The sequence below is a fragment of the Vibrio gallicus genome, assembly GCF_024346875.1.
GTDB lineage: Bacteria > Pseudomonadota > Gammaproteobacteria > Enterobacterales > Vibrionaceae > Vibrio > Vibrio gallicus.
In genome coordinates this window covers 294,303-314,764 of record NZ_AP024872.1, presented here as the reverse complement: position 1 = coordinate 314,764, position 20,462 = coordinate 294,303, and the positions used below count along the sequence as shown (strand labels likewise).

The window sequence follows — 20,462 nt, the reverse complement described above, 5'->3', positions numbered from 1 at the left end:
ATATTGTATTACAAGCAAAAGTAAAACATAAATTTACGCACCTTACTTTAAAGTCACTGATAAGTGCGTTCTTAGGCGACAAAATACGCCAACATCACCAAAATAGCACTAACCTACAAGCCAAAAAAAACGACGACACAGCTCTATCGATTCTGGATTATTGCCATACAATTGAACGTAACATCACAAGTAAAACAAGTAACGACTGCAAATATGCATATAACATTCAACTTAAGTTACCATTTACGTCACTACCGATTAAATACTTGATATGCCATAGTTCTCCCATCATCCAACTAGGGATAAATACTATGAAAAACACCAAACTAAAACTTGCCATGATGGCTACTGGCGCACTTATTCTTTCTGGTTGTGCCGCTGTACTACCAAGCCCAAAAACTGTTGAAACAAACTCTGGTGCTACCGTACAACTTACCTATCAAGCCCCTAGTGATGCACAGCAATGTACTGAAGTTTCTAAAGTGTCGTTCAACCCGAACTATAAAACTTACTTCGGTTTCATTCACACTGGCCCTTCAGCTTATGACGCAATTAAGCTGTCTGATGATTACTTTGTTGCTCAAGCTGAAAAAGCGGGTGCAAACTACATCAATCGTGACACTGTAAGTGAATCAGGCTTTATGGGTATGTACAACTCATCTAACGATATTGATGCTGTACTATTCAACTGTGCAAACCTAGAAGCTCAAGCTTCTGAGTAATCGCGTTATCTTATAGAGAGCGACTGACGGTAATATTGAGCCTTTCATAAAATTGCTCAGTTGCTCCTCCTCCTGATTGGAGGAATCAAGATCCAAGTGTAATTAATGCACTTGGATTTTTTTATGGGTGTGTCTCAAAGCGCTAAACTGTACATTGATACCTTATCTTAGGCCCATCCACCGCTATTTTAGCTAGTAATGCACCTGCCTCCTGCTACTTGTTCATCTACCATGCTCCATTCAAGACATTGAGCTGTGACCAACACAAAAACCATAACAGCTGCAACAACAAACCCGCCTTCGACTTATCTTGCTTGTATTACAACTGCATATCAGATCACACCACAAGCATTCATATATTGTATTGTTTTATAGCTTGGTACTGAGTGTTTTCTTCCCTTTACTTAAACAAAAGTACCTACCTAAATCAAATAGGCGGCGCAATAATAGGTTACAAATTAGGGTTGAAATACAAATTTAACCCCAAATCCCCTTCGTAAAAAGACCAAGAAACATAAAAAAGGACAAAGTTAAGTACTAAAATCCTAAAACAGCAAATCTAATATTGCAATCTTGTGGGAGCTAGCTCACTTTTTTTATGCTCTCGGCCGCTTAACGCCAAATTGTACCTGCATCACACTTTGTAACGAATCGTTAACATAAACTATTTGTCATACATCATGTCAATTACCCAAATGGATAAGGGTAAGTTGGCGGTTGACCATGGTTCATCGGCAAGTAAGAGCCTAATAGTTTAAGCAATGACTACCGTAGTAAATTCGGTGTCATACAAGTAAACCAAACGTGAGAGAGTAATATGGAAGTTTCTAAGACAGCGTTAGCAGTAGCCCTATCTTGTGGTTTTTTATTTGGTTGTGATTTTGATGTCGGTCCCGACGCTGATGGCGGCACAACAAACACTTCAACACCGGCATCTCCCCTATCTGGCGCATATTGGGATATTGGGGACGCATCATCTGCATCTGCGGCATCAACGCGATCAGTTGATCTACCCAATGTGTATGTATTTGATGGCACCAATCAAAGGTATTACGACGATGATGCAACACGTGGTATCTATGAAATTAAAACAACTCCATATACAGACAATATAGAAGCGGGCACCGTAACCTTTACTTACTACGATGCAAGTGGTGCTGAGACTGAAGTTACTGGTACCTATACGGTCGTAGAGGGTGTGTTGACTATTGATGAAACCTCGTTTGGCACTTTAACCGGTACAGATAAAACCACCAATGCAAGTATAAAAGCTGCGGTTGAAGCGGCAAATTCAGCTGCAGGCTTTAATAACCTCGTTCAGATCCTAGATACTAAGGACGATGACACCGGTGAACTGCGCTTGAAACTGGCTGATTCTTCAACCGGTGTAGCCGTAGATCAGATTGCTAGCGGTAAGGTCACGGTGGATTTAATCTATCAAAAACATGCCGACACCCAACAAGCTGAAGATGACAATGGCAACAATGCTTATATCACTCTTTACGCATCAGGCACCGGTAATGCTCAACTATATGGTGAAGCTGTATTTAACAATGGTGAAATTTTTTATCGCTCAAACACGATAGTAGATGGGAAACCACAATTATCTGCTGCAATTGGTACCTATACATTGGGTGAAGACCTAGCCGTTGAAATTGAATGGGGTAATGATGAGTATTCATTTTCTGTCAACAGCACAGCATATGGTCCTTTCAAATACGCAGCAGACAACACCCCGATACAAGTTATCGCATTAAAGATGGGTGATAACAGCAATACAACACACTTTGAGTTACTCGCAGACAACTTCAAGGTTTATAACATTGACGGAGCAAATGAAGAACTCGTATTTGATGACAACTTTGATGGCTATGCTATCGGTCAAAGCCTTTCGGGTGATCCATATAATAGCAATAGCTCAGAAGCGGTTGTTGTGAATGCAACCGGTGAAGCGGCACCTGAGGAGTCCGATGAAGCAGAAGATGATACTCCGGTAGATCCGAGTGACTTCCCTGCACCTATTAATCAATACCAATTCTCAGCTGCAAGCCTTTCTGATTCAGGTTCGGCCGCAAACGATATTTCTATTAATGGTACTGATGCCCAATTCACTAGCGCTGCGGGTGCTGACGGAACAAGCGATACTGCAGGTTATCTAGACCAAGATGCGGCTTTCTCTTACTTAAAAGTGTCTTCTCCGAGCGGAGCACAATCTATCACAGGTTCGTTCTCTGTTGAGGCTGTAATAAAACAGACCCAACGTCTAGACAGCACATATTACGGCGATGATGTGTCACTGTTTGAATACTATGACAAAGACTCTGACAACGCTGATTGGGAAACAGGTTTCAAATTCTATATCGAAGGCGATGACGCCACCGCTGCTAACCTAAATGCAATCAAGATGAAGATGTATTGTGGGGACTCTAACAGTGAAGCGAAAACCAGTGGTCTTGCTATGGCAAATGATCAGTGGCAGCATTTGATGGCTGTTTACGATAGTTCAGCCAGCCAAGTTAAGCTTTACATTAATGGTGAGGAACTAACAACCAAAGACCTTGGCTGTACTCCTCTGGTTAATGGCAATGCCGAAGATTATGTTTCCATGTTAGGTGGTTCAACATCTTCAGATAAAAACTTCAACGGTTTTGCAGATAACATTGCACTTTGGGATGTAGCGCTAACTGCTGATCAAGTTGCTGAGCGAGCTGCAGAATTTGGTTTAGAGACCATTAACTAACTTATATACAACCCCACCAATAAACATCTGCTAACTCTAAAGCCATAGCTCTCGCTATGGCTTTTTAACGATTTACTCCAAACACACTCATAGATTTGCACTAACTTAAGCTGGCACTGCATAAATAGCATATAAATTATACGCCCTCTTTATATATGAACTTGTATGATTACTCATTGATAATTCATAACTGTTATTTGCAAATACATCATACATAATGATGCATATAATCAAATCTGACATTACTATGTTATATCGTCGCACAAACAAAGTGCGGTTCGAATCAACATATCAAAACATGCAATTAAATATGCCACCAGCATTTGATTATAAAGTAGTTCTCACATTAGCCAATACAGCCCCATACCCTTGAAACCTGCGGCCATTAAAGGTCAATGCGGCGAGCAAACATCTAAATATTAATCACAAACAACCTATGTTTTTCTAAAAAAACATAATTAATGCATAGTATTCCCTTTAAACCAGCACGTAATTCAGCGATCTCGCTCTCATTTCTTTTTATAAAACCCACATCTAAATTGTAATTTTTACCTTCGTCACAGTTTCTAACAACTCATTCCCATAGACTATTTGTCATACATTAAGGCAAACATCCCGACCACCTAAAGAGAAACTAAATCCCATGAAAAATAATAAAATCGCATTATTAGTGGCCGCCTCCCTTTTCGCAGGCTCAGTTAGCGCTGGTTCTCTAAACTACCGCGCAGAATACAAACACAGTGAAGAAACTTATGCACAACGCGTGAAAGTTGGTGAGTCAGTAAACATTGCAGACAAAACAAAACTGTCCTTTAGCGTTGAGCAAAAATTCCAAAGCAGCAACACACAAGACTTTTGGAAACAAACAACTCGCGGAGATTCTGAATTTGATTGGGGTATTCGCTACGAACTAAACAAACAGTGGTATATCCAACCAGGTATGCCAATTACATTTGGTCATGAAAGAACGACATATAAACCACAATTACGTGTTGGTTATAAAGCGAGCTTTGGTCTAACTACTGCCCTTCGTTACCGTCACGAATTTAGAGAGTACTCAAATAGCGATGACAACGGTACCCGTACTCTTGTAGACGGAACCAGTGTTGCTTCACAAGGTAAAACCTTCCAAGAAGGCAAATGGACACTTACAGGTTCGTACAAATTCTCAAACCCTGCTTTGAAGAACGTGTATTTAGCATATGAAGGAAACTACATCACCAACTACGATGACGTTCGCCTTTATAACAACACCAACCAAAACTGGGATCTAGGTGTATTTTTCGGTTACAAGTTTGGCGATATCCGTCCATACGTAGAGCTATGGAACGTTAAAGACTCAGGTTCAACCAGTGATGACCGCCAGCTAAGAACACGTATTGGCGTATCTTACTCATTCTAAGTTACCAAATTCTAATAGATAAAAATGGTCAGACTTTAGGCCCTACAGTTCCAACGTCTGGCCTTAGCAACAAATTATAAGAGAGAATATTATGAAAATTTCTAAAACAGCTATCGCTGTAGCGATTTCATCAGCTTTTTTGTTCGGCTGTGACTTTGATGTGGGCAGTGAGAACAATGCCACTGGTGGTACTGGTGGCGGTACTGGCGGTGGCGGTGGTTTACCTCCAGTAGAAAATGCAGAAAACTATGTTCAGATTCAAGACAGCACAGATGCAGATACAGGTTTTTTAAGTTTCATCCTATCTGATCCTAAATCTGAGACGGACGTTGATGGCATTTCAGTTGGTTATCTAACAGTAGACCTAACTTTCCAAGATAACTCTGCTATTAATGATGGTGATGATAAAGCAGGGTACATCCAAGTTCATGCCGGTGGCCCTAACAATGCAGATCTTCGTGGTGACTTAATTTTTCTTACTGATGGCAGAATTAATTATAGGGACTCAAGCGGTAGCCAAACTGGCCCTATAGGTTCATTTACACCAGGTAAAGAGTTTAAAGCTCTAGTAAGCTGGACTGAGAACGACGTCAGCTTTTCTATCGATGGCCAAGATTTAGGTACTTACGAAGCTAGACAGCAAGGTACAGCCGTTGACCGCATTTCATTGAAGGTTGGCGATCAAAGTACCCGTTCAAACTTCGAACTATTAGCTGATAACTTGATGATCTTTAAAGGTGACGAATCAAACAACGAATTGATATTTGAAGATGATTTCAACCAATATGGCGTTGGTGATGACCTAACAAGTTCTCTGTATAGTACCGTGAACGACGTTATGATCTTAGGTACTGGTGGCGGCGAAGGCGACAACCTTGACACACCATCAGGAAAATATGTTGCTCTGCATGACCATGATGCACAGGTAGATGATGCAGCTGAAGTCCGTTACTCTTTAGGAAACAGTCAGCGTATTCACGAACAAGGTAAAGCATCGGTTTATATTAGAAATGATTCCGACCAAAGTGCGGTATTCACTGTCTTCGGTGTCGATAGCCAATTAAGCGATGTAGGGCAAATTATTTCTGTTCGTTTAAGAGAAGATGGCAGAGTTTATCATCGACCAGAAACAACAAACACATGGACGGAAATCAACGGGACAACAATTGATACTGACCAATGGAATAAGCTTACTGTAGATTGGAATACTAACTCAGGTGACAATTACAATCTCTACCTTAATGGTAATTTGGTAGGCGAATATGAGCGAAGAATCACGCAGACAAACGTTTCTACACGATATGTTGCAGTTCAAGTTGGTACAGGTAATTCAGATACAGTAACCAATGGTGGTACTGTTGATGTTGATAATCTAGCTCTATATTCTGATACAGCAGGTACAACAGAGCTTCACAAAGACGATTTTGAAGGCTTCGCTGTAGGTACTGACTTAGGTGCTGATCCAAGCACTACTGATTACGATAAAAGCGGTTACAACGCAATTGTTCAAGAATAAGACCCAAGTCATTTTCTAAGCAACGTTTAACACTGCTATCGGTTAGTTTATTAAATAATTACCGATGAGTTAATCCGAATTAAAGCCATAACACTGTGTTATGGCTTTTTCTACTCTAGCTTTCGCCCCATTAATATTCGAACCGTTAAACTCAATTTAGAATACACATTCAATACAACTTTTATTCAAATCTGGTATCAGCCTCTAGATTCAGACTAGAGCAAAATTTGCACAACAAATATTCACCTTTATCTAGAGTGAATAGAATATGAGAATAATTAATCATGAAGAAAAGTATTATTACTACAGTTTTGCTATCAATCATGCTGACTGGATGCAATTCAGGTGGAGATAGTGCAACGCCCTCTCCTCCAAGCAATGAAACTCCTGAGCCAGGAAATGGTTGGAACATCAATCAGTGGAAAATAACCCTTCCTATCAGTGAGTCCTATTACAAAACATACTACGGCGTTAGCTCAGATCTCAAAACCCGCGACAGCGCCACCGAGCTGCTTCCTAGCAAATGCGATGGCAAAGATGTTTTCTCACTGCAGACCTCTCTTCCTTATTTCTATGTTGCCGATAACGATGACGTGCATTTCATTGTCGACTTAGGCGATAAGGGTATTTCTACCACGACCAATACCAAGTATGCACGCTCAGAGCTTAGAGAGCTGTACAACTACAATGCATCAGATATCTGCTCTGCGTCAGCTCAAAACTGGAGGGTTACAGACAACGCAAACCACCAACTGCAAGCTCAATTGCAGATTGAAGATTACCCAAATATCTCAGGTAAAGACCCTAAAGTAATTGTAGGTCAGGTTCACGGTCATCAAATCAAACAAGCACTTATTAAATTGCAGTGGGAAGGTGCAAATAAGCCAATCCGAGCCATCTTGAATGATACCTTCCTACCTAACGATCAAATATGTGATGACTGTAAGTCGTTTAGCGTCGATCTTGGTACAGCCGCGGCACATACCGACTGGCGATACAACATTGAGGTAAACTCGCAAGGGATTGTTCTAGAGGCCGCTGGGGTGAAAAAATCATTCGCTTGGGGTGAAAAAATCGAGAATAGTGGTTATGCACTCGACCCAAATTGGGCCGCGAGCTCAAATGGTTTCTATTTCAAGGCTGGTATTTACCCACAAATAGAACCAAGCACTTCCCTATCTGGACAAATCTTCGATGTTAGCTTTAGCGAAATTGAAATTGACCATCAATAACCTTCATTTTTTATAGCAATTTAAAGGCGATCTTCGGTCGCCTTTAAATTTATTGCATATCCAGCAGTCTTTTATATTACATTAATACATATAAAATCAGGCGACCTATATCACGCATCTATATAAAGTCGTAATTTATTCAAAACTCTCCGCAACACGCTAAGCCACTGATTTAAAGCGCATAAAACACACCCTGCCTAAATATTTATCTAAAAAAACCTATAAACCCCTTATTTTGAGAGATCTAGGTCACATACCTGCCCTCTAAATTTCCTTAGTATTATTGTCATACATTACAAAACATTTCCAAATGTAAGCAAAGGTTGCTGACCATGAAAACAATAAATAAGATCACACTCGCTCTCCTTACTACCGTTGCCGCAGCTTCAGTTAGCGCCGCTTCTGTAGATGTCCGTCAAGAATATAAAAGTGGTCAAGAAAAGTATGCTAACCACATTAAGATTGGCAGCAGTGTAGGCAATCATTACTTTAACTTAGAGGCTAAACAACAAGGTAAACCAACTGAAAACTGGGCTCGCGCAGACAATGAATTTGAATATGGATACAACTTCAAATTAACTGATAAAGTGACGTTAACTCCATCGATGCCACTTACCTTTGGTAGCGATAGCATTACCTATAAACCACAGCTTCGTATCCGCTATAAATTTACCAATAACTTATCAACCAAACTTCGCTATCGTCATGAGTTCCGCGATTATGCTAAAACCAGCGGCAAAGACGATCAAAACAGAAGTAAGATAACCGGTAACGTAGATTATAATATCAGCAACTTCCAATTTGGTTTTGAAGCAAACTATGCACAAGACTTCTTTAACAAGTCTTGGTCAATGGGAACCAATGGCGACTATGAGTGGGATTACAACTTGAAAATCGGTTACAAACAATCTGACTGGGCATGGCGTCCATATGTTGAGTTCGGTAACGTACAAGACACCACCCATCACCAACGTCAACTTCGCTCTCGCGTAGGTGTTAAATACAGCTTTTAATTTGATAATCAAATCTCTCTATCAAGGGTCACTTAGTGACCCTTTTTTCATTCCACCTATCACTGCCCTTGCGATCAATCACATTAATAGTGATTTAGGTCACCATTTTACTGGGTCGTTCTAACGCCCTATTGTTAATAAATCTAAAGCCTCTCTAACCTTATTCTCACTTTCCTACCTTGATGGATTTTTATATTCAATCGATTTCAATAGCTATTTCGTAACTAAAACAATCACTTATATAAATCAAATAGCATATGAATAATTATCTAAATCTAAACCTCTAGCCTTCAGTGAACTGCCTCACGTTTTTATATGCAATGAATCCCCTAATATATTTGTCATACATTAATACCTGCAACGATTTATAAGGGTTATCCATGAAAGCTTTAAACAAAGTTACTCTTGCTCTACTTACTACTGTAGCTGCCACTTCAGTAAGCGCCGCTTCTCTTAACGTGCGTCACGAATACAAGAGCCATACTGAAGCCCACTCTACTCGCGTTAAAATGGGCGACAGTATCGGTAACTTCTACTTTAGCGGCGAGCTTAAATTCAAAGGTCAAGATCAAACAAAATTCATGCAAGATCTTAAGAACAACGGTTGGGAACTGGACCTAGGCTACCGCTACAAGATTGATGGCACTAACTGGACTATCCAGCCTGGCATGCCAATCGAAGGCCGTGAAAGCGGCATGACATATAAGCCTCAACTGCGCGCTACTTACGCTCTAGAAAGTGTCGATGGGCTTAGCTTAAGTGCTCGTTATCGTTACGATATTAAGACCTATAGCAATGGCGACAGCACACAAAACCGTCACCGTATTACGGGTAACGTAAACTACTCTGTTGCAGATTGGAAATTTGGTTTTGAAGCGAACTATTACAACGCGGATGGTTATAACATTTACAACAACACAGAAGAAAACTATGAGCTAAACCTAACGGCTGGCCGTAAGTTTGGTGATTGGTATCCATACGTTGAGTTCGGTGATGTAAGCACTGGTGATGATAAAGCGACTCGCGAACTGCGTAGCCGTGTAGGTCTAACCTACAGCTTCTAAAGCGCCTACTCCCTACAACACCAAAGGTCTATAAAAATAGACCTTTGGTGATTTCGACTATGTTCTAACGGCTCAGTTTATAGATATAACCAAATTGAACGTCGTGTTTAGGCTCAAGACGCATACATTGCGCCATCAGTAACTCTGCGGTTGCCACGGCATCGATAAGGGCGTTATGGCATGAGTATTCTGGTAGTCCATACCTCGCTCTTGAACTAGCCAGCGTTACATCAATATCTTGCTGCTGACGCGCTTTCGCCATATTCTTTTCAATGCACATAGTATCAACCCACCACAGAGGCAACTCAGGCATGTGATAGTGCTCTTTTAGATACTGTAATATGAAGCGCGTTTCTACAATACAACCATGCGCTACAACTATTTTACCTCGCGCCGCTTCAAAGAACGCCATCATTGCCTCATGAATAGAAATCCCATCGTCTAGCATCTGTGGCGTAATGTGATTAATGACCGCGGTTTCTGGCTTAACTAATGACTCTTGGTTTATGTAATAGTGCTCCGCACTTGCAAGATCAATCTTACGGTCCGATAGAATGACCCAGCCGATAGATAAAATTCGGTCTTGTTTACTATCTAAGCCTGTCGTTTCAAAATCTAAAACAATGTAGTCCAATTCCCATGCTGTAGTTGCAATTTCAGGTGTAATACCCGTAACCAAATCACCAAACAACTGAGGGATCATGCCTTTTTCTTTCCAAGCTTTCTGTTCGCGCTTTAAGTGCTCCACTGGATGAAAATAAGAGAACATAATTTATCTTGCTCCGAATTTTAACTTAACCGACTCTTGTAACTCAGCAATAATACGGAAGGCATCTTTTAGATGACCACGCTCAAAGCTACCAAAGCTATTAGGATCAATATGATTGTTCGGCTCTTCACCACGCTTTAATGCTTCAAGTTGATGACTAAAGCGGAATGAGAGAATAAAGTCATAAGCGCCGATAATGTTTTTATAGGCGTCTTCTGTCAGTTGCCCTTTCTCGTAGGCATCTCTAAAGCGTTGATCGGTGGCAGACACGTCGCTTTCCACTGCCAGCCCGTAGATGCGAGCCAAATCGATAATCAAGGTGATTGCATATTTCTTGATATTCAACGTTTTGGTATTTTGTCCCGATTTTTCAAGAACTAGACTATTAAATATCCCAAGAGGCGGGTGAGTAGTCACCGCATCTCTCACCAATGATGGCAGGAATTGTCGGTTACTTTGAATATTAGCGTGCAGAGCATCTCTGAGAGTAGTCTCAAACTCATTATTGCCATACACCGAGCGGATCTCTAAGAAAACACTGATGTTTAATAGTCGCTCATACTCTGGAGTTGCCACCCATTTTTTATAGTATTCTTTCCATACTGCCACAGGTTGCAACCATTTAGGGTTAGTGGCCATGAAATTACCCGAACACAGCGGGTAATCACAGCTAGCTAAACCATTACACACAATGTTAGCTAGGTGTTTAAAGTAAATTTTATCGCTATCGGTCGCATCATCAGCCAACACTATCGCATTATCTTGGTCTGATAGCATATGCACTTCATTACGCGCATGTGAACCTGCAACAATCCATGAAAACTCACAAGGCGGTGGCCCAAGTTTATCGATAGCTATCTGAATCAATCGTCTGGTGTAGGAGTCCATAATTAAGGTCATAACCTGACCTGTAATTTCGGGAGCAACTTTACCTTCGACTAAGGCTTCGAATATTGCTTGTCGCTCTGCGGTAAACTCAGATAGCGCGTTTACGCTATTGGCATATTTTATTTTCTCGATTAGGAAAATAGCTTGTACGCGGTGGTTTTGAACCAGATGAGAAGTTGTTAATAAGCCAATGACTTTATTGTCTTCCACTATCGGTAGATTTCGAATATTAAACTGCATCATTACTGAAGCGGCATGCAGTACTAAATCGTCGGGCGATATAGTCAATGGCGAATACGTCATTACCGTAGAAACGGGTTGATCTATAGAAGCACCTAATGCAATAACGCGCTTGGTCATATCACGGTCTGTAATCAAACCAACCAATTTGTCCCCATCATAAATAACAGCACAAGAGGTACGCTGAACAATGCGCATCTCATGGGCAACCGCTTGGATGCTTTGGTTTGCTTGAACCACAGCTACTCGCCCACTACCGACTTCTTTGACCCGTTTAATAAACAGGCCTTTCTCTTTGTCCGACCAAACAACATCTAACGCTGACTTTAGGCGCACCTGAGCTTTGGACGCAAAATACTCAGCACTTTCTGGAGACGATTTGAAGAGTTGTTGCAGCGCAGAATGTGGGATCAGGTACAGCAATGAAGGCTCTATGGCTATTGCTTTATATCCGTCATCAGTATTTATCTCTGTCTCTAGAAAGGTAAAACCAAACAAGTCTTCTTGGCCAAGACGAGCACGAAGTACGCCATCGGCTTTACGCTGCTCCATAGACCCGGTGCGGACGATATAGAGAAATTTCTCTTCCCCCTCCACAAACAACGCAATTTCTTCACCCTTACTTAAATAGGTAATTTGAACTTGTGAAGCAAGCTCACGTAACGCCGGTTTTGGCACCTTGTCAAAAGGGTCAATTTGACTAATGAATTGAATAATATTCGGTAATAGAGATTCTGACATTTTTAAGCTCACCAGTTATTTATGTATTATTATATACCCAATAAATACATTAGTGACAGAGATGTGATTATTGTTATCAAACTAAACGCAATTAAATTGAATTTTTTAATAAAAAAGCATGCCGAAGCATGCTTTTTTATTAAATTTATACGGTTTTACTAGCTTGCAACTGGCAAACGGTGTTTAGTCTCTTGCAGATGAGATGCTGACGCTTGGCGCGCTTTATCAGCATTACCAGCCATAATTGCTTCATAGATTTCACGGTGTTCATTAATACAGGTACTACCCTCTTCAGAAGAGTATGCGATAAAGTTAATAAACATCGTGGTTAAAATATTACCGAACGGAAGATAAAAATCGTTACCGGTTGCATTAAAAATCAAGCTATGGAAACGCATATCAACATCAAGCCATTTACCAACGTCCAGTTCAGGCTCAGACGCAACATCAACCATTTCTTGAAATGTTTCTGACAGTTCGATGCGCTGTTCAGCCGATGCAAAAGTGGCAGCAAGTGCACACGCTTCTGGTTCAATAGCACGTCGCAGCCCTAAAAATTGCGCACAAAACTCATCGGTATCAGCTAATCCATCCATCCACTCAATAAGTTGAGGATCTAGGAAGTTCCAATACGCTCTGTCTACCACACGTGTCCCCACTTTAGGTCTAGACTCAAGCAACCCTTTTGACGTAAGCAGCTTTACTGCTTCTCGTAGCGCCGTACGGCTAATACCAAATTGCTCACATAGTGACATCTCACCTGGTAAAATGGACCCCTGAGCCAAATCACCAGATAACACGCCGCGAGCAATTTCTCGTGCGACCTGTACATGCAAGCTGCGTTTAGAACCTGCAATTGAGTTAAAAGAACCTAACATAGTATGTCTTCTTATATATTGTAGTTATTAATATTATCTAATAACTAATATAGCATTCCTTACTAATTAAGGACATGTCATCTCAAGGTAAACGTGACTTTCAGCTCTGTTTGTACGTTACAATTATTTTTAGTTTATTTCACAGCAATTCTACATGTTAAACCGACCAAAAACGCAGTGGATAGGATTAACGCAATCGAGTGTGACAATGCTCAAAATTATAAGCATTACACTGGACAAACCCTTAAATTACATTGTTAAAATATAATCTTATTGTATTATGTAACGACTATAACAAATGACAGTCTTTCTCTAATTAAGTCTACTATTTACTGTCATTAACTTAGTTATTATTAATATACAATAAGCATTTCTACACACTTAGAGCACGCCTTCAGTTGGCACTACTTGCAGAGCTACTTGTATACGTACTCAAAAAAACCCAACTATTAGGTGGTTACAATGTCGTTGTTCTCATTAGTCGAAGATTCTAGTCGTCGAATTCACGTTCAAGTTGCTAGACAAATCGCTCGCAAAATATTATCTGGCGAACTCGATGAAGGACAAAAGCTTCCTTGCGAAACAGATTTGTGCGAAGTATTTGGTGTGAGTCGTACAGCCCTTAGAGAATCAACTAAGTTACTGTCTGCGAAAGGGCTTATTGTATCAAAACCAAAGGTTGGAACCCGCATTTGTCCTCGTACTCAATGGCATTTTCTTGATCCACAACTATTAGAGTGGATTGAAGATTTAGAAGACAATCAGCCTTTCCTTTCTCAATTTTTGGGTCTGCGAAAAGCAATCGAGCCTGAAGCTTGTGCATTAGCTGCTATCAACGCAACCGTTGAGCAACGCAAGGAGTTATCTAAACACTTCCAGAAGATGTCCGATGCAGCACACGCTATCAATTATGACGAGTGGACAATTAACGACCACGAATTTCATAAAACGATATTTTTGGCCACTGGCAACCAATTTTATATCCCATTTAGTAATATCCTTTCGGCAATATTTAAGCGCTTCCTTGGCGATTCTGTGGTCGGTGGTAATTTCTGTCTCGAAGAACATCAGGCAATTTACAATGGCATAATGTCAGGCAATGCTGCTCAAGCTAGAGCTGCTTCAATGAAGCTATTAGCCGATGATAATCAACGCTTGTCACAATTAGATTAATTTACCGCACCTTATACTGATGTTTAAATATGACAAATAGAACTTTTGGGATAAAATTTCATTACTCCTGAATAAAACCCAAACTTCATTTAAGGTTCTTTGTGTCAAACCCGTCCTTTCTACGCAAAAATATCTCGGTTGCATGGCCACTGGCGTTAAACGCTTTGCTCATGCAATCCATGTTGATGATAGACACATTTTTGATCTCCCCGCTTGGCGAAATTTCTCTAGCCGCAATGGGGATTGCAAGCACCATCGTTGCCTTTATTATGGGTATTCAGATGGCATTAGCGAACGGCAGTCAGTTAGTATTAAGCCGCGCAGTTGGTTCCGGCGTGAAGGCCTCATTAGCTCGCGGGTATTGGGCCGGTATGATAATCAATCTTACTGTAGCCCTGTTTTTCCTGATTCTGCTACAACTGTTTAATCATCAAATTATTGAAGCACTTACCGACGATACCTCCCTTTACGCCGAGATATTAAGCTACCTATCGGTCTCTCAATATTTGGTATTATATACCGCAGTTACTCAAATTAGCATTGCTCTATTCAATGCATCAGGACAGACCAAAGTACCGTTTAAAGGCTATTTGATTGAGATGCCAATCAATGCCCTGTTGTCTTATCTTTTCATACATGGCTGGGGGGGATTTGAAGGGCATGGTGTAAAAGGAGCCGCTCTTGGTAGTGTTGTTGCTATAACTATTCGGGCAATCTATTTATATGCTTGCATGCATCGCTGGAAAGACCTTGATTTAGCACTAAAGCCGCACCTTTCCAGCTTAGGTAAAAGTATTAAAAACCACTTTCTTGAGATATTTCCGATCGCGGCCAACGTCACTATCCTTTCGATTGGTGCAACCTTGTATCAACTTATTTATTCTCAGTTATCCCTTAATGCCTATGTAGCCATCACCTTAATATTCCCCTGGATTCGCTCTGGCTCCCAGTTTATTACCGCTTGGTCTATTTCATCCGCCATTGCCGTCAGTCAAGCAATCGGCTCAAACAAGATGGATGACTTGGTGGATAATGTAGATAAAAGTATCGATGTCGCAATTGGCATATCTTTTATAACCGCGCTTTTGTTTGGTGTATTGAGTCTTTTTATTGGTCACTTTTATCCAGACCTAGACCCTGTTACCTATGCAGCGCTTGCCGCTATAGCACCACTTTATGTCTTCTTGCCAATAGCACGGGGCTATAACACCGTACATGGCAATGTTCTTAGAGCATTAGGGAAAACTACCGCTGTATTTAAAATAAATTTTACTGGGCAGTGGATAATTTCGATTCCTCTTTGCGCTCTTATCGTACTCTATTTTGATGGTTCAGTATTTTGGGCTTTTGCAATCCAGCCCTTTGAAGAGCTGATTAAGATGCTTCCATTTAGACACCTTGCACGCAAGTCTCTTAGAGAGTTTGACCATGAGCAAGCTAAAAAACTAATGTACGACTAAGGCTTATATAAGCAAATTACAACGCCTTACTAGATAAGCACTCTTTTGGTTAATCCATAAAAAAACCGGATAAGGCTTATGCCCTATCCGGTTTGTGTTTCTATTTCGATGAGCTAATTACAGCTGAGCGAAAGAACCAGTCCAAGTGAACTCGCCTACCGTGTGCTCAGATTGTTGAGCCTCTTCTGCACGGTTAGAGATACCTAAGTGGTAAGTGTTACCCGTAGTCGTTTGAATACGAACCACTGTACCGTCTGCTGTATCAGCCACTACGTTTACAGACTCAACCAGACCACGAGCATTTACAGATTGCTCGAACTCTTCGTTGAAGTAACCGTGAGTTTCAAGAACAGAAGCAAACACATGATCTTTACCCGATTGGCGCATGATCATTGCAGGTTCGCTACGCAGGTTAAAGTCATGGTCGTTCGCACCTAGGCGAGCAAAAATTACTTCGCTGTCAGCGGCTTGTGCGCTAGTCACTAGTGAGTAGTAGCTGTTGTTTACAAGCCAGCTAACAAGAGAGCTACCTTCAACTTTACCAGAACCTAGGTTCCAAAGGTGTTGGTAACCGTCAGACTCACCCACAGGCTTAAGCGTGCTTTGGGTTTGGTATTCAAAATCAGTACGGATGATCTGGCCTGTGTAGTGTACAGGTAGGTCGTACTGGTGATCGATTTCTGATTGGATGCGGTAAACATCAATCACTAGAGGCTTTTCGAACTCTTCAAGGTCAGCAAGGATGATGCTGCGCTGCATATCGATGCCTTCGTAGTAGCCAGAGATGCGACCACTCATGCCTTGAAGCTTGTCATTCTCAATGTTGAAGAAGTGCTTCTCACCAAACTTAGACTCAGCTAGCGCTGTGTTGAAGTTGTTCTGAGTTTTCTGATCAACAGTCACAGTGTTGTGAGCAACAGTTTGCTTACAGTAAGACTTGTTCTCAGGAATGTAGCGACCACCGAACTTAGGCTCAACGTTTACCCAACGGCCGTAACCGTAGTCGTGAAGCACTTCGATACCACGGTTGAATACACTTAGGTGCAGGCCATCGTAGTGACCGTGATCCAGTGCAGAGTGGTACTGGTGATCAGAGCCGTGCTGACCAAACCAGATAAGCGCCATAGTGTCGTCATCTTGCGCGTCACGGTGACGTAGGATGCCTAGGCCGCCTTTCTCACCTTGAGGGCCATCTGTGATGTATAGGCTACCCCAGTTAAATGGCTTGATTTCATCTGCCGCTTCAACTGCATTCGATAGAGTAAGACCAGAAGTATGTACCCATACGTTTTGCTGGTGGTTAGCCATTGCTAGTAGTGTTTCAGCTTGCTCGTAACGCTGGAAACATACAGATGTTGCCATCACAACGCCTTCATCATTGATAGAGATAGTCTTAGATGAATCGTTACATGCTGGTAGAGAACCGTCTGGGAACGCTGTTTTGAATACTGCGTAAGACGTTGTCTTGATCACTGAGTCATTAAACTCGTAGATACCAATTTCAGGCTGGCGACGCTCGATAGATTCTGCGAACAGGTAGATCGGACGTAGAGAGAAACGGTGGTAGTAAGGACCTTCCATGTAGTAGCCATCTGGCGAGAACAGTTGGTCAAGCTGAGCTAGGAAACCGCCGCTTACTTTGTCCATTTTCAGGCCGTAAAGCGCTTTGTCTACTGACTCTTGATCGTTGATAGCGTAACCACAGATACCTACTGCTGCTACAGCCCAAAGGCCGTGGTTATGAACGATGTCGAAGTCGTGACCGTAAGTCACAACAAACAGGTCGATCATTTGCTTGAAAAGGTCGTTTTCAATCAGTGCTTTTTGCTCGTCAGAAAGCGTGTGGAAGATGCAAGAGTACGCACAAGAAGCGTAAAGCATCCACATGTTTTCGTTTAGCGTTTGGTGGAAGATCTTACCTGGAGGGTTAGTATCTTTACTCACGTTACTTTCAAGCGTTGGGTATACCTTCGCGTATGCAGTAAGCATATCGGCGATGTAATCACGGTATTTTGCTTCTTCAGTGATCAGGAACAAACGACCCGCTAGATCCATGTGGATGTAGTTTTGCTTGTGACGGTTGTGCTCGTAGCCACCACCTTCACCGTGTCCTGGTACTTCAATGCCTACTTCAGCCATGTACGCGTCAGTTTGTTTAATGTCGCGCGCTAATGCTTTACCTAATAGGCTATCCTTGCCAAGTTCTTTACGTAATTGTGCTGCTTCGTCAAAGTTCAGCAGTAGGGGTTGGTAGCTCATTAAAGTGTCTCCTGAGGGATAGCTTGGACTTCCATTGAATAGAAGCCTTTCCAATTGTAAATTTTGTCATTAATAACTAGTTGATTGTCACTCTCTTTGGTGACGCTCGCTTGATTGCTGAGTAACAAGATAACCACAGAATTTTCTGTTTCAATTTGCACTGCAGACGCAGTATCGGTATGACCCAATACTTTGATATTCTTAACCTTTCCACGAGCGTTTACAGATTGCTCAAACTCTTCATTAAAGTAACCGTGAGTCTCGACTACTGACGCAAACAAACTGCTTTCGCCCTTACTGCGTAACAAAAATCCTGGTTCACTGCGCAGGTTAAAGCTAGGGTCATTAGCCCCGGTGCGAGTAAATATAACCTCACCATTATCATTCGAGCTTGTACCTAGCCAAGTGTAATAGGTGTTATTTTGTAGCCAGCTAACTAGAGCTGTATCGCTTACTTCACCAGACGCTACCTTCCACAAGTGTTGATAGCCGGCATCAGAGCCCAATGTATTAAGCTCCGTATAGCTTTCATACTCAAAGTTAGTACGGATAATCTGACCTTGGTATTGATGTGAGTAATCATATTGATGCTCACCCTCACCCTTTATTCTGTAAAGATCAATTAACAGTGGAGCTTCAAGCTCTGCAAGTGTAAGTAGGAACACGCTGCGCTGCAAATCAAAGCCATCATAGTGCTGATTAGCAAATGCGCTCATGCCCTTCAATGCATCATCATCTACTTGGAAGAAATGCGGTGTACCACTTACTGAATCAGCACGCTCTACATCAAAGTAATTCTGGCAGGTTTCATCAATAGTAATACTGTTATGGGCGATAGTTTGGCGCGCATAGGATGGGTTTTCCGCAAGATAACGTCCACCAAACTTGGGCTCAACATTTACCCAACGAGCAAAACCATATTCACGCAACACCTCTTGGCCACGGTTGAAATAGCTAATACCTAAGGTATCAAAGTGGCCGTGTCCCATACCATGCATACCATAGTTCATGACCAGTTGGGATACATCACCACTGTTATCTTGTACTCTGATAAAGCCTTGCGCGCCTTGGTCGCCATCTGGCCCTTCATTTAGCTCCATGCTTGGCCAATTTGGAAGACCAATCTTACGCTCTTGAGATGCCTTTTCATATGCTTGAGATAATTTAAGACCACATGGATGCATCCAAACACTATCTTGGATTTTTGCCATACCAAGAATATTGTCGTCAAGTTCATAGTGAGCACCGTAAATACTTACTGCAACCTGTACCCCCATATCCGCGATACTCATGCTTTGAGAGGCATCATTCATCGCAGGGAAGACGCCGTTTGGATAGGCTGACGCAAGCAATGCTTGAACCGTATTTCCTACTACGCCCTCTTTGTAGCTGTAGATATCGACCTCTGGCATGTGGCGATGGATAATCTCAGCCAGTAGAACCAGTGGGCGAATAGTAAAGCGCGAGTAATAAGGGCCTTCTAAATAGTAGCCCGACGGTGCAAATAGGTTAGATACTTGGTCTAAAAAGCCACTTGAAGCGTCGCGGTCTTTACCGTAAACCGCCATCTCTAAATATTCTGGCTTGCCGATTGCGACAGCACACGCACCTACGGCGGCAACCGCCCATACACCGTGGTTATGGATGTGGTCAAAGCGATGCGAGTATTTTTCGATGCTCATCTCTATCATAGGCATGAAAATGCGATCAATAATGCGTTGGCGCTGTTGCTCAGACATAGCTGAAGCAACACATGAGTAAGCAATACTGGTGAACAACAACCAGCCATGCTCGTTGAGGATCTGATGGAAAATGCGACCGGTTGGATTAGTATTCTTCTGAACTTGGAAGCCTAGCTCTAGGTATTTATCGGCGTATTCTTCGAGTAATGCGATGACAAAATCAGCGTATTTTTGCTGTTGGGTGATAAGGAAAAGACGACCTGCAATGTTCATGTAAGTGTAATTTTCTTTATGACGGTTGTGCTCGTAGCTACCACCATCACCGTGCCCTGGAACCTCAAGAGGCAGGTTCATAAAGCCTTCTAGTTCAGCTACATTCTTCGCAATGGATTTTCCCATCAACGTTGAACGCCCAACTTCATTACGCAATAATTCAATTTCTTGTTTAGATAGTAGAACTGGTTGTGTCGTCATCTCGTTTCACCCTAATCTGGCGCAGAATTTGTTCATAACAGGCATAAAGTAATACAATACGAGTAATAATCCTACTTTAACAGAACAAAACAATGAGAAAAATCACAAAATTTTATAGCTATAATAAGTCTATAGTATAAAACAAGCTTTGATTGGCGTTGAGCCGCTAATAAATGTAAGTTTTCATTGGTGACAATTGACCTATGTCA

At 41.6% G+C, this 20,462-nt stretch carries 14 protein-coding genes; 9 read left to right on the top strand and 5 right to left on the bottom strand.

Going from position 1 to position 20,462, the window contains the following annotated elements; all coding sequences use genetic code 11:
• Positions 1–311 precede the first annotated feature (311 nt).
• The 7 genes from OCU28_RS13010 to OCU28_RS12980 all read left to right on the top strand — a co-directional run bounded on the left by OCU28_RS13010 (position 312) and on the right by OCU28_RS12980 (position 9,689).
• On the top strand, positions 312–722 hold the full coding sequence (locus tag OCU28_RS13010) for a hypothetical protein (RefSeq protein WP_261818112.1): 411 nt from the start codon (positions 312–314) through the stop codon (positions 720–722).
• An 817-nt stretch (positions 723–1,539) separates the two neighbouring features.
• Positions 1,540–3,462 (top strand): LamG domain-containing protein, encoded by a 1,923-nt coding sequence (locus OCU28_RS13005; protein ID WP_261818111.1) that lies wholly within the window; start codon positions 1,540–1,542, stop codon positions 3,460–3,462.
• A gap of 643 nt (positions 3,463–4,105) precedes the next feature.
• The gene (locus OCU28_RS13000; protein ID WP_261818110.1) at positions 4,106–4,864 is read left to right on the top strand and encodes an oligogalacturonate-specific porin KdgM family protein; all 759 of its coding nucleotides are present in this window, start codon (positions 4,106–4,108) and stop codon (positions 4,862–4,864) included.
• Positions 4,865–4,955: 91 nt separating this feature from the next.
• A complete protein-coding gene (locus tag OCU28_RS12995) occupies positions 4,956–6,380 on the top strand; it encodes a polysaccharide lyase (RefSeq protein WP_261818109.1) in 1,425 nt (474 codons plus the stop codon).
• 284 nt (positions 6,381–6,664) lie between these two features.
• Positions 6,665–7,612 (top strand): polysaccharide lyase family 7 protein, encoded by a 948-nt coding sequence (locus OCU28_RS12990; protein ID WP_261818108.1) that lies wholly within the window; start codon positions 6,665–6,667, stop codon positions 7,610–7,612.
• 332 nt (positions 7,613–7,944) lie between these two features.
• Positions 7,945–8,625, top strand: coding sequence for an oligogalacturonate-specific porin KdgM family protein (locus OCU28_RS12985; RefSeq protein WP_261818107.1), 681 nt, complete (start codon positions 7,945–7,947; stop codon positions 8,623–8,625).
• Positions 8,626–9,005: 380 nt separating this feature from the next.
• Positions 9,006–9,689, top strand: a complete 684-nt coding sequence (locus tag OCU28_RS12980; RefSeq protein ID WP_261818106.1) for an oligogalacturonate-specific porin KdgM family protein — start codon at positions 9,006–9,008, stop codon at positions 9,687–9,689.
• Between the two features lie 64 nt (positions 9,690–9,753).
• Here the strand turns inward: OCU28_RS12980 and OCU28_RS12975 are convergent, their stop codons facing one another.
• From OCU28_RS12975 to OCU28_RS12965, 3 genes are all read right to left on the bottom strand, one after another.
• Positions 9,754–10,458 (bottom strand): 3'-5' exonuclease, encoded by a 705-nt coding sequence (locus tag OCU28_RS12975; RefSeq protein WP_261818105.1) that lies wholly within the window; start codon positions 10,456–10,458, stop codon positions 9,754–9,756.
• A gap of 3 nt (positions 10,459–10,461) precedes the next feature.
• Positions 10,462–12,327, bottom strand: a complete 1,866-nt coding sequence (locus tag OCU28_RS12970) for a DUF294 nucleotidyltransferase-like domain-containing protein (protein ID WP_261818104.1) — start codon at positions 12,325–12,327, stop codon at positions 10,462–10,464.
• 158 nt (positions 12,328–12,485) lie between these two features.
• Positions 12,486–13,205, bottom strand: coding sequence for a FadR/GntR family transcriptional regulator (locus tag OCU28_RS12965; RefSeq protein WP_261818103.1), 720 nt, complete (start codon positions 13,203–13,205; stop codon positions 12,486–12,488).
• Between the two features lie 462 nt (positions 13,206–13,667).
• Here OCU28_RS12965 and OCU28_RS12960 point away from each other — a divergent pair, with 462 nt between their 5' ends.
• Positions 13,668–14,378, top strand: a complete 711-nt coding sequence (locus OCU28_RS12960) for a FadR/GntR family transcriptional regulator (protein WP_261818102.1) — start codon at positions 13,668–13,670, stop codon at positions 14,376–14,378.
• A gap of 170 nt (positions 14,379–14,548) precedes the next feature.
• Positions 14,549–15,838, top strand: a complete 1,290-nt coding sequence (locus tag OCU28_RS12955; protein WP_261818306.1) for an MATE family efflux transporter — start codon at positions 14,549–14,551, stop codon at positions 15,836–15,838.
• 117 nt (positions 15,839–15,955) lie between these two features.
• On the opposite strand, the gene OCU28_RS12950 is transcribed toward OCU28_RS12955, so the two are convergent.
• Together OCU28_RS12950 and OCU28_RS12945 are read right to left on the bottom strand one after the other, a co-directional pair.
• Entirely contained in the window at positions 15,956–18,097 is a 2,142-nt protein-coding gene (locus OCU28_RS12950; protein ID WP_261818101.1) for a heparinase II/III domain-containing protein, read from the bottom strand.
• Positions 18,097–20,253 (bottom strand): heparinase II/III-family protein, encoded by a 2,157-nt coding sequence (locus tag OCU28_RS12945; RefSeq protein ID WP_261818100.1) that lies wholly within the window; start codon positions 20,251–20,253, stop codon positions 18,097–18,099. Before OCU28_RS12945 ends, OCU28_RS12950 begins: the two co-directional genes overlap by 1 nt.
• Positions 20,254–20,462: the final 209 nt, after the last annotated feature.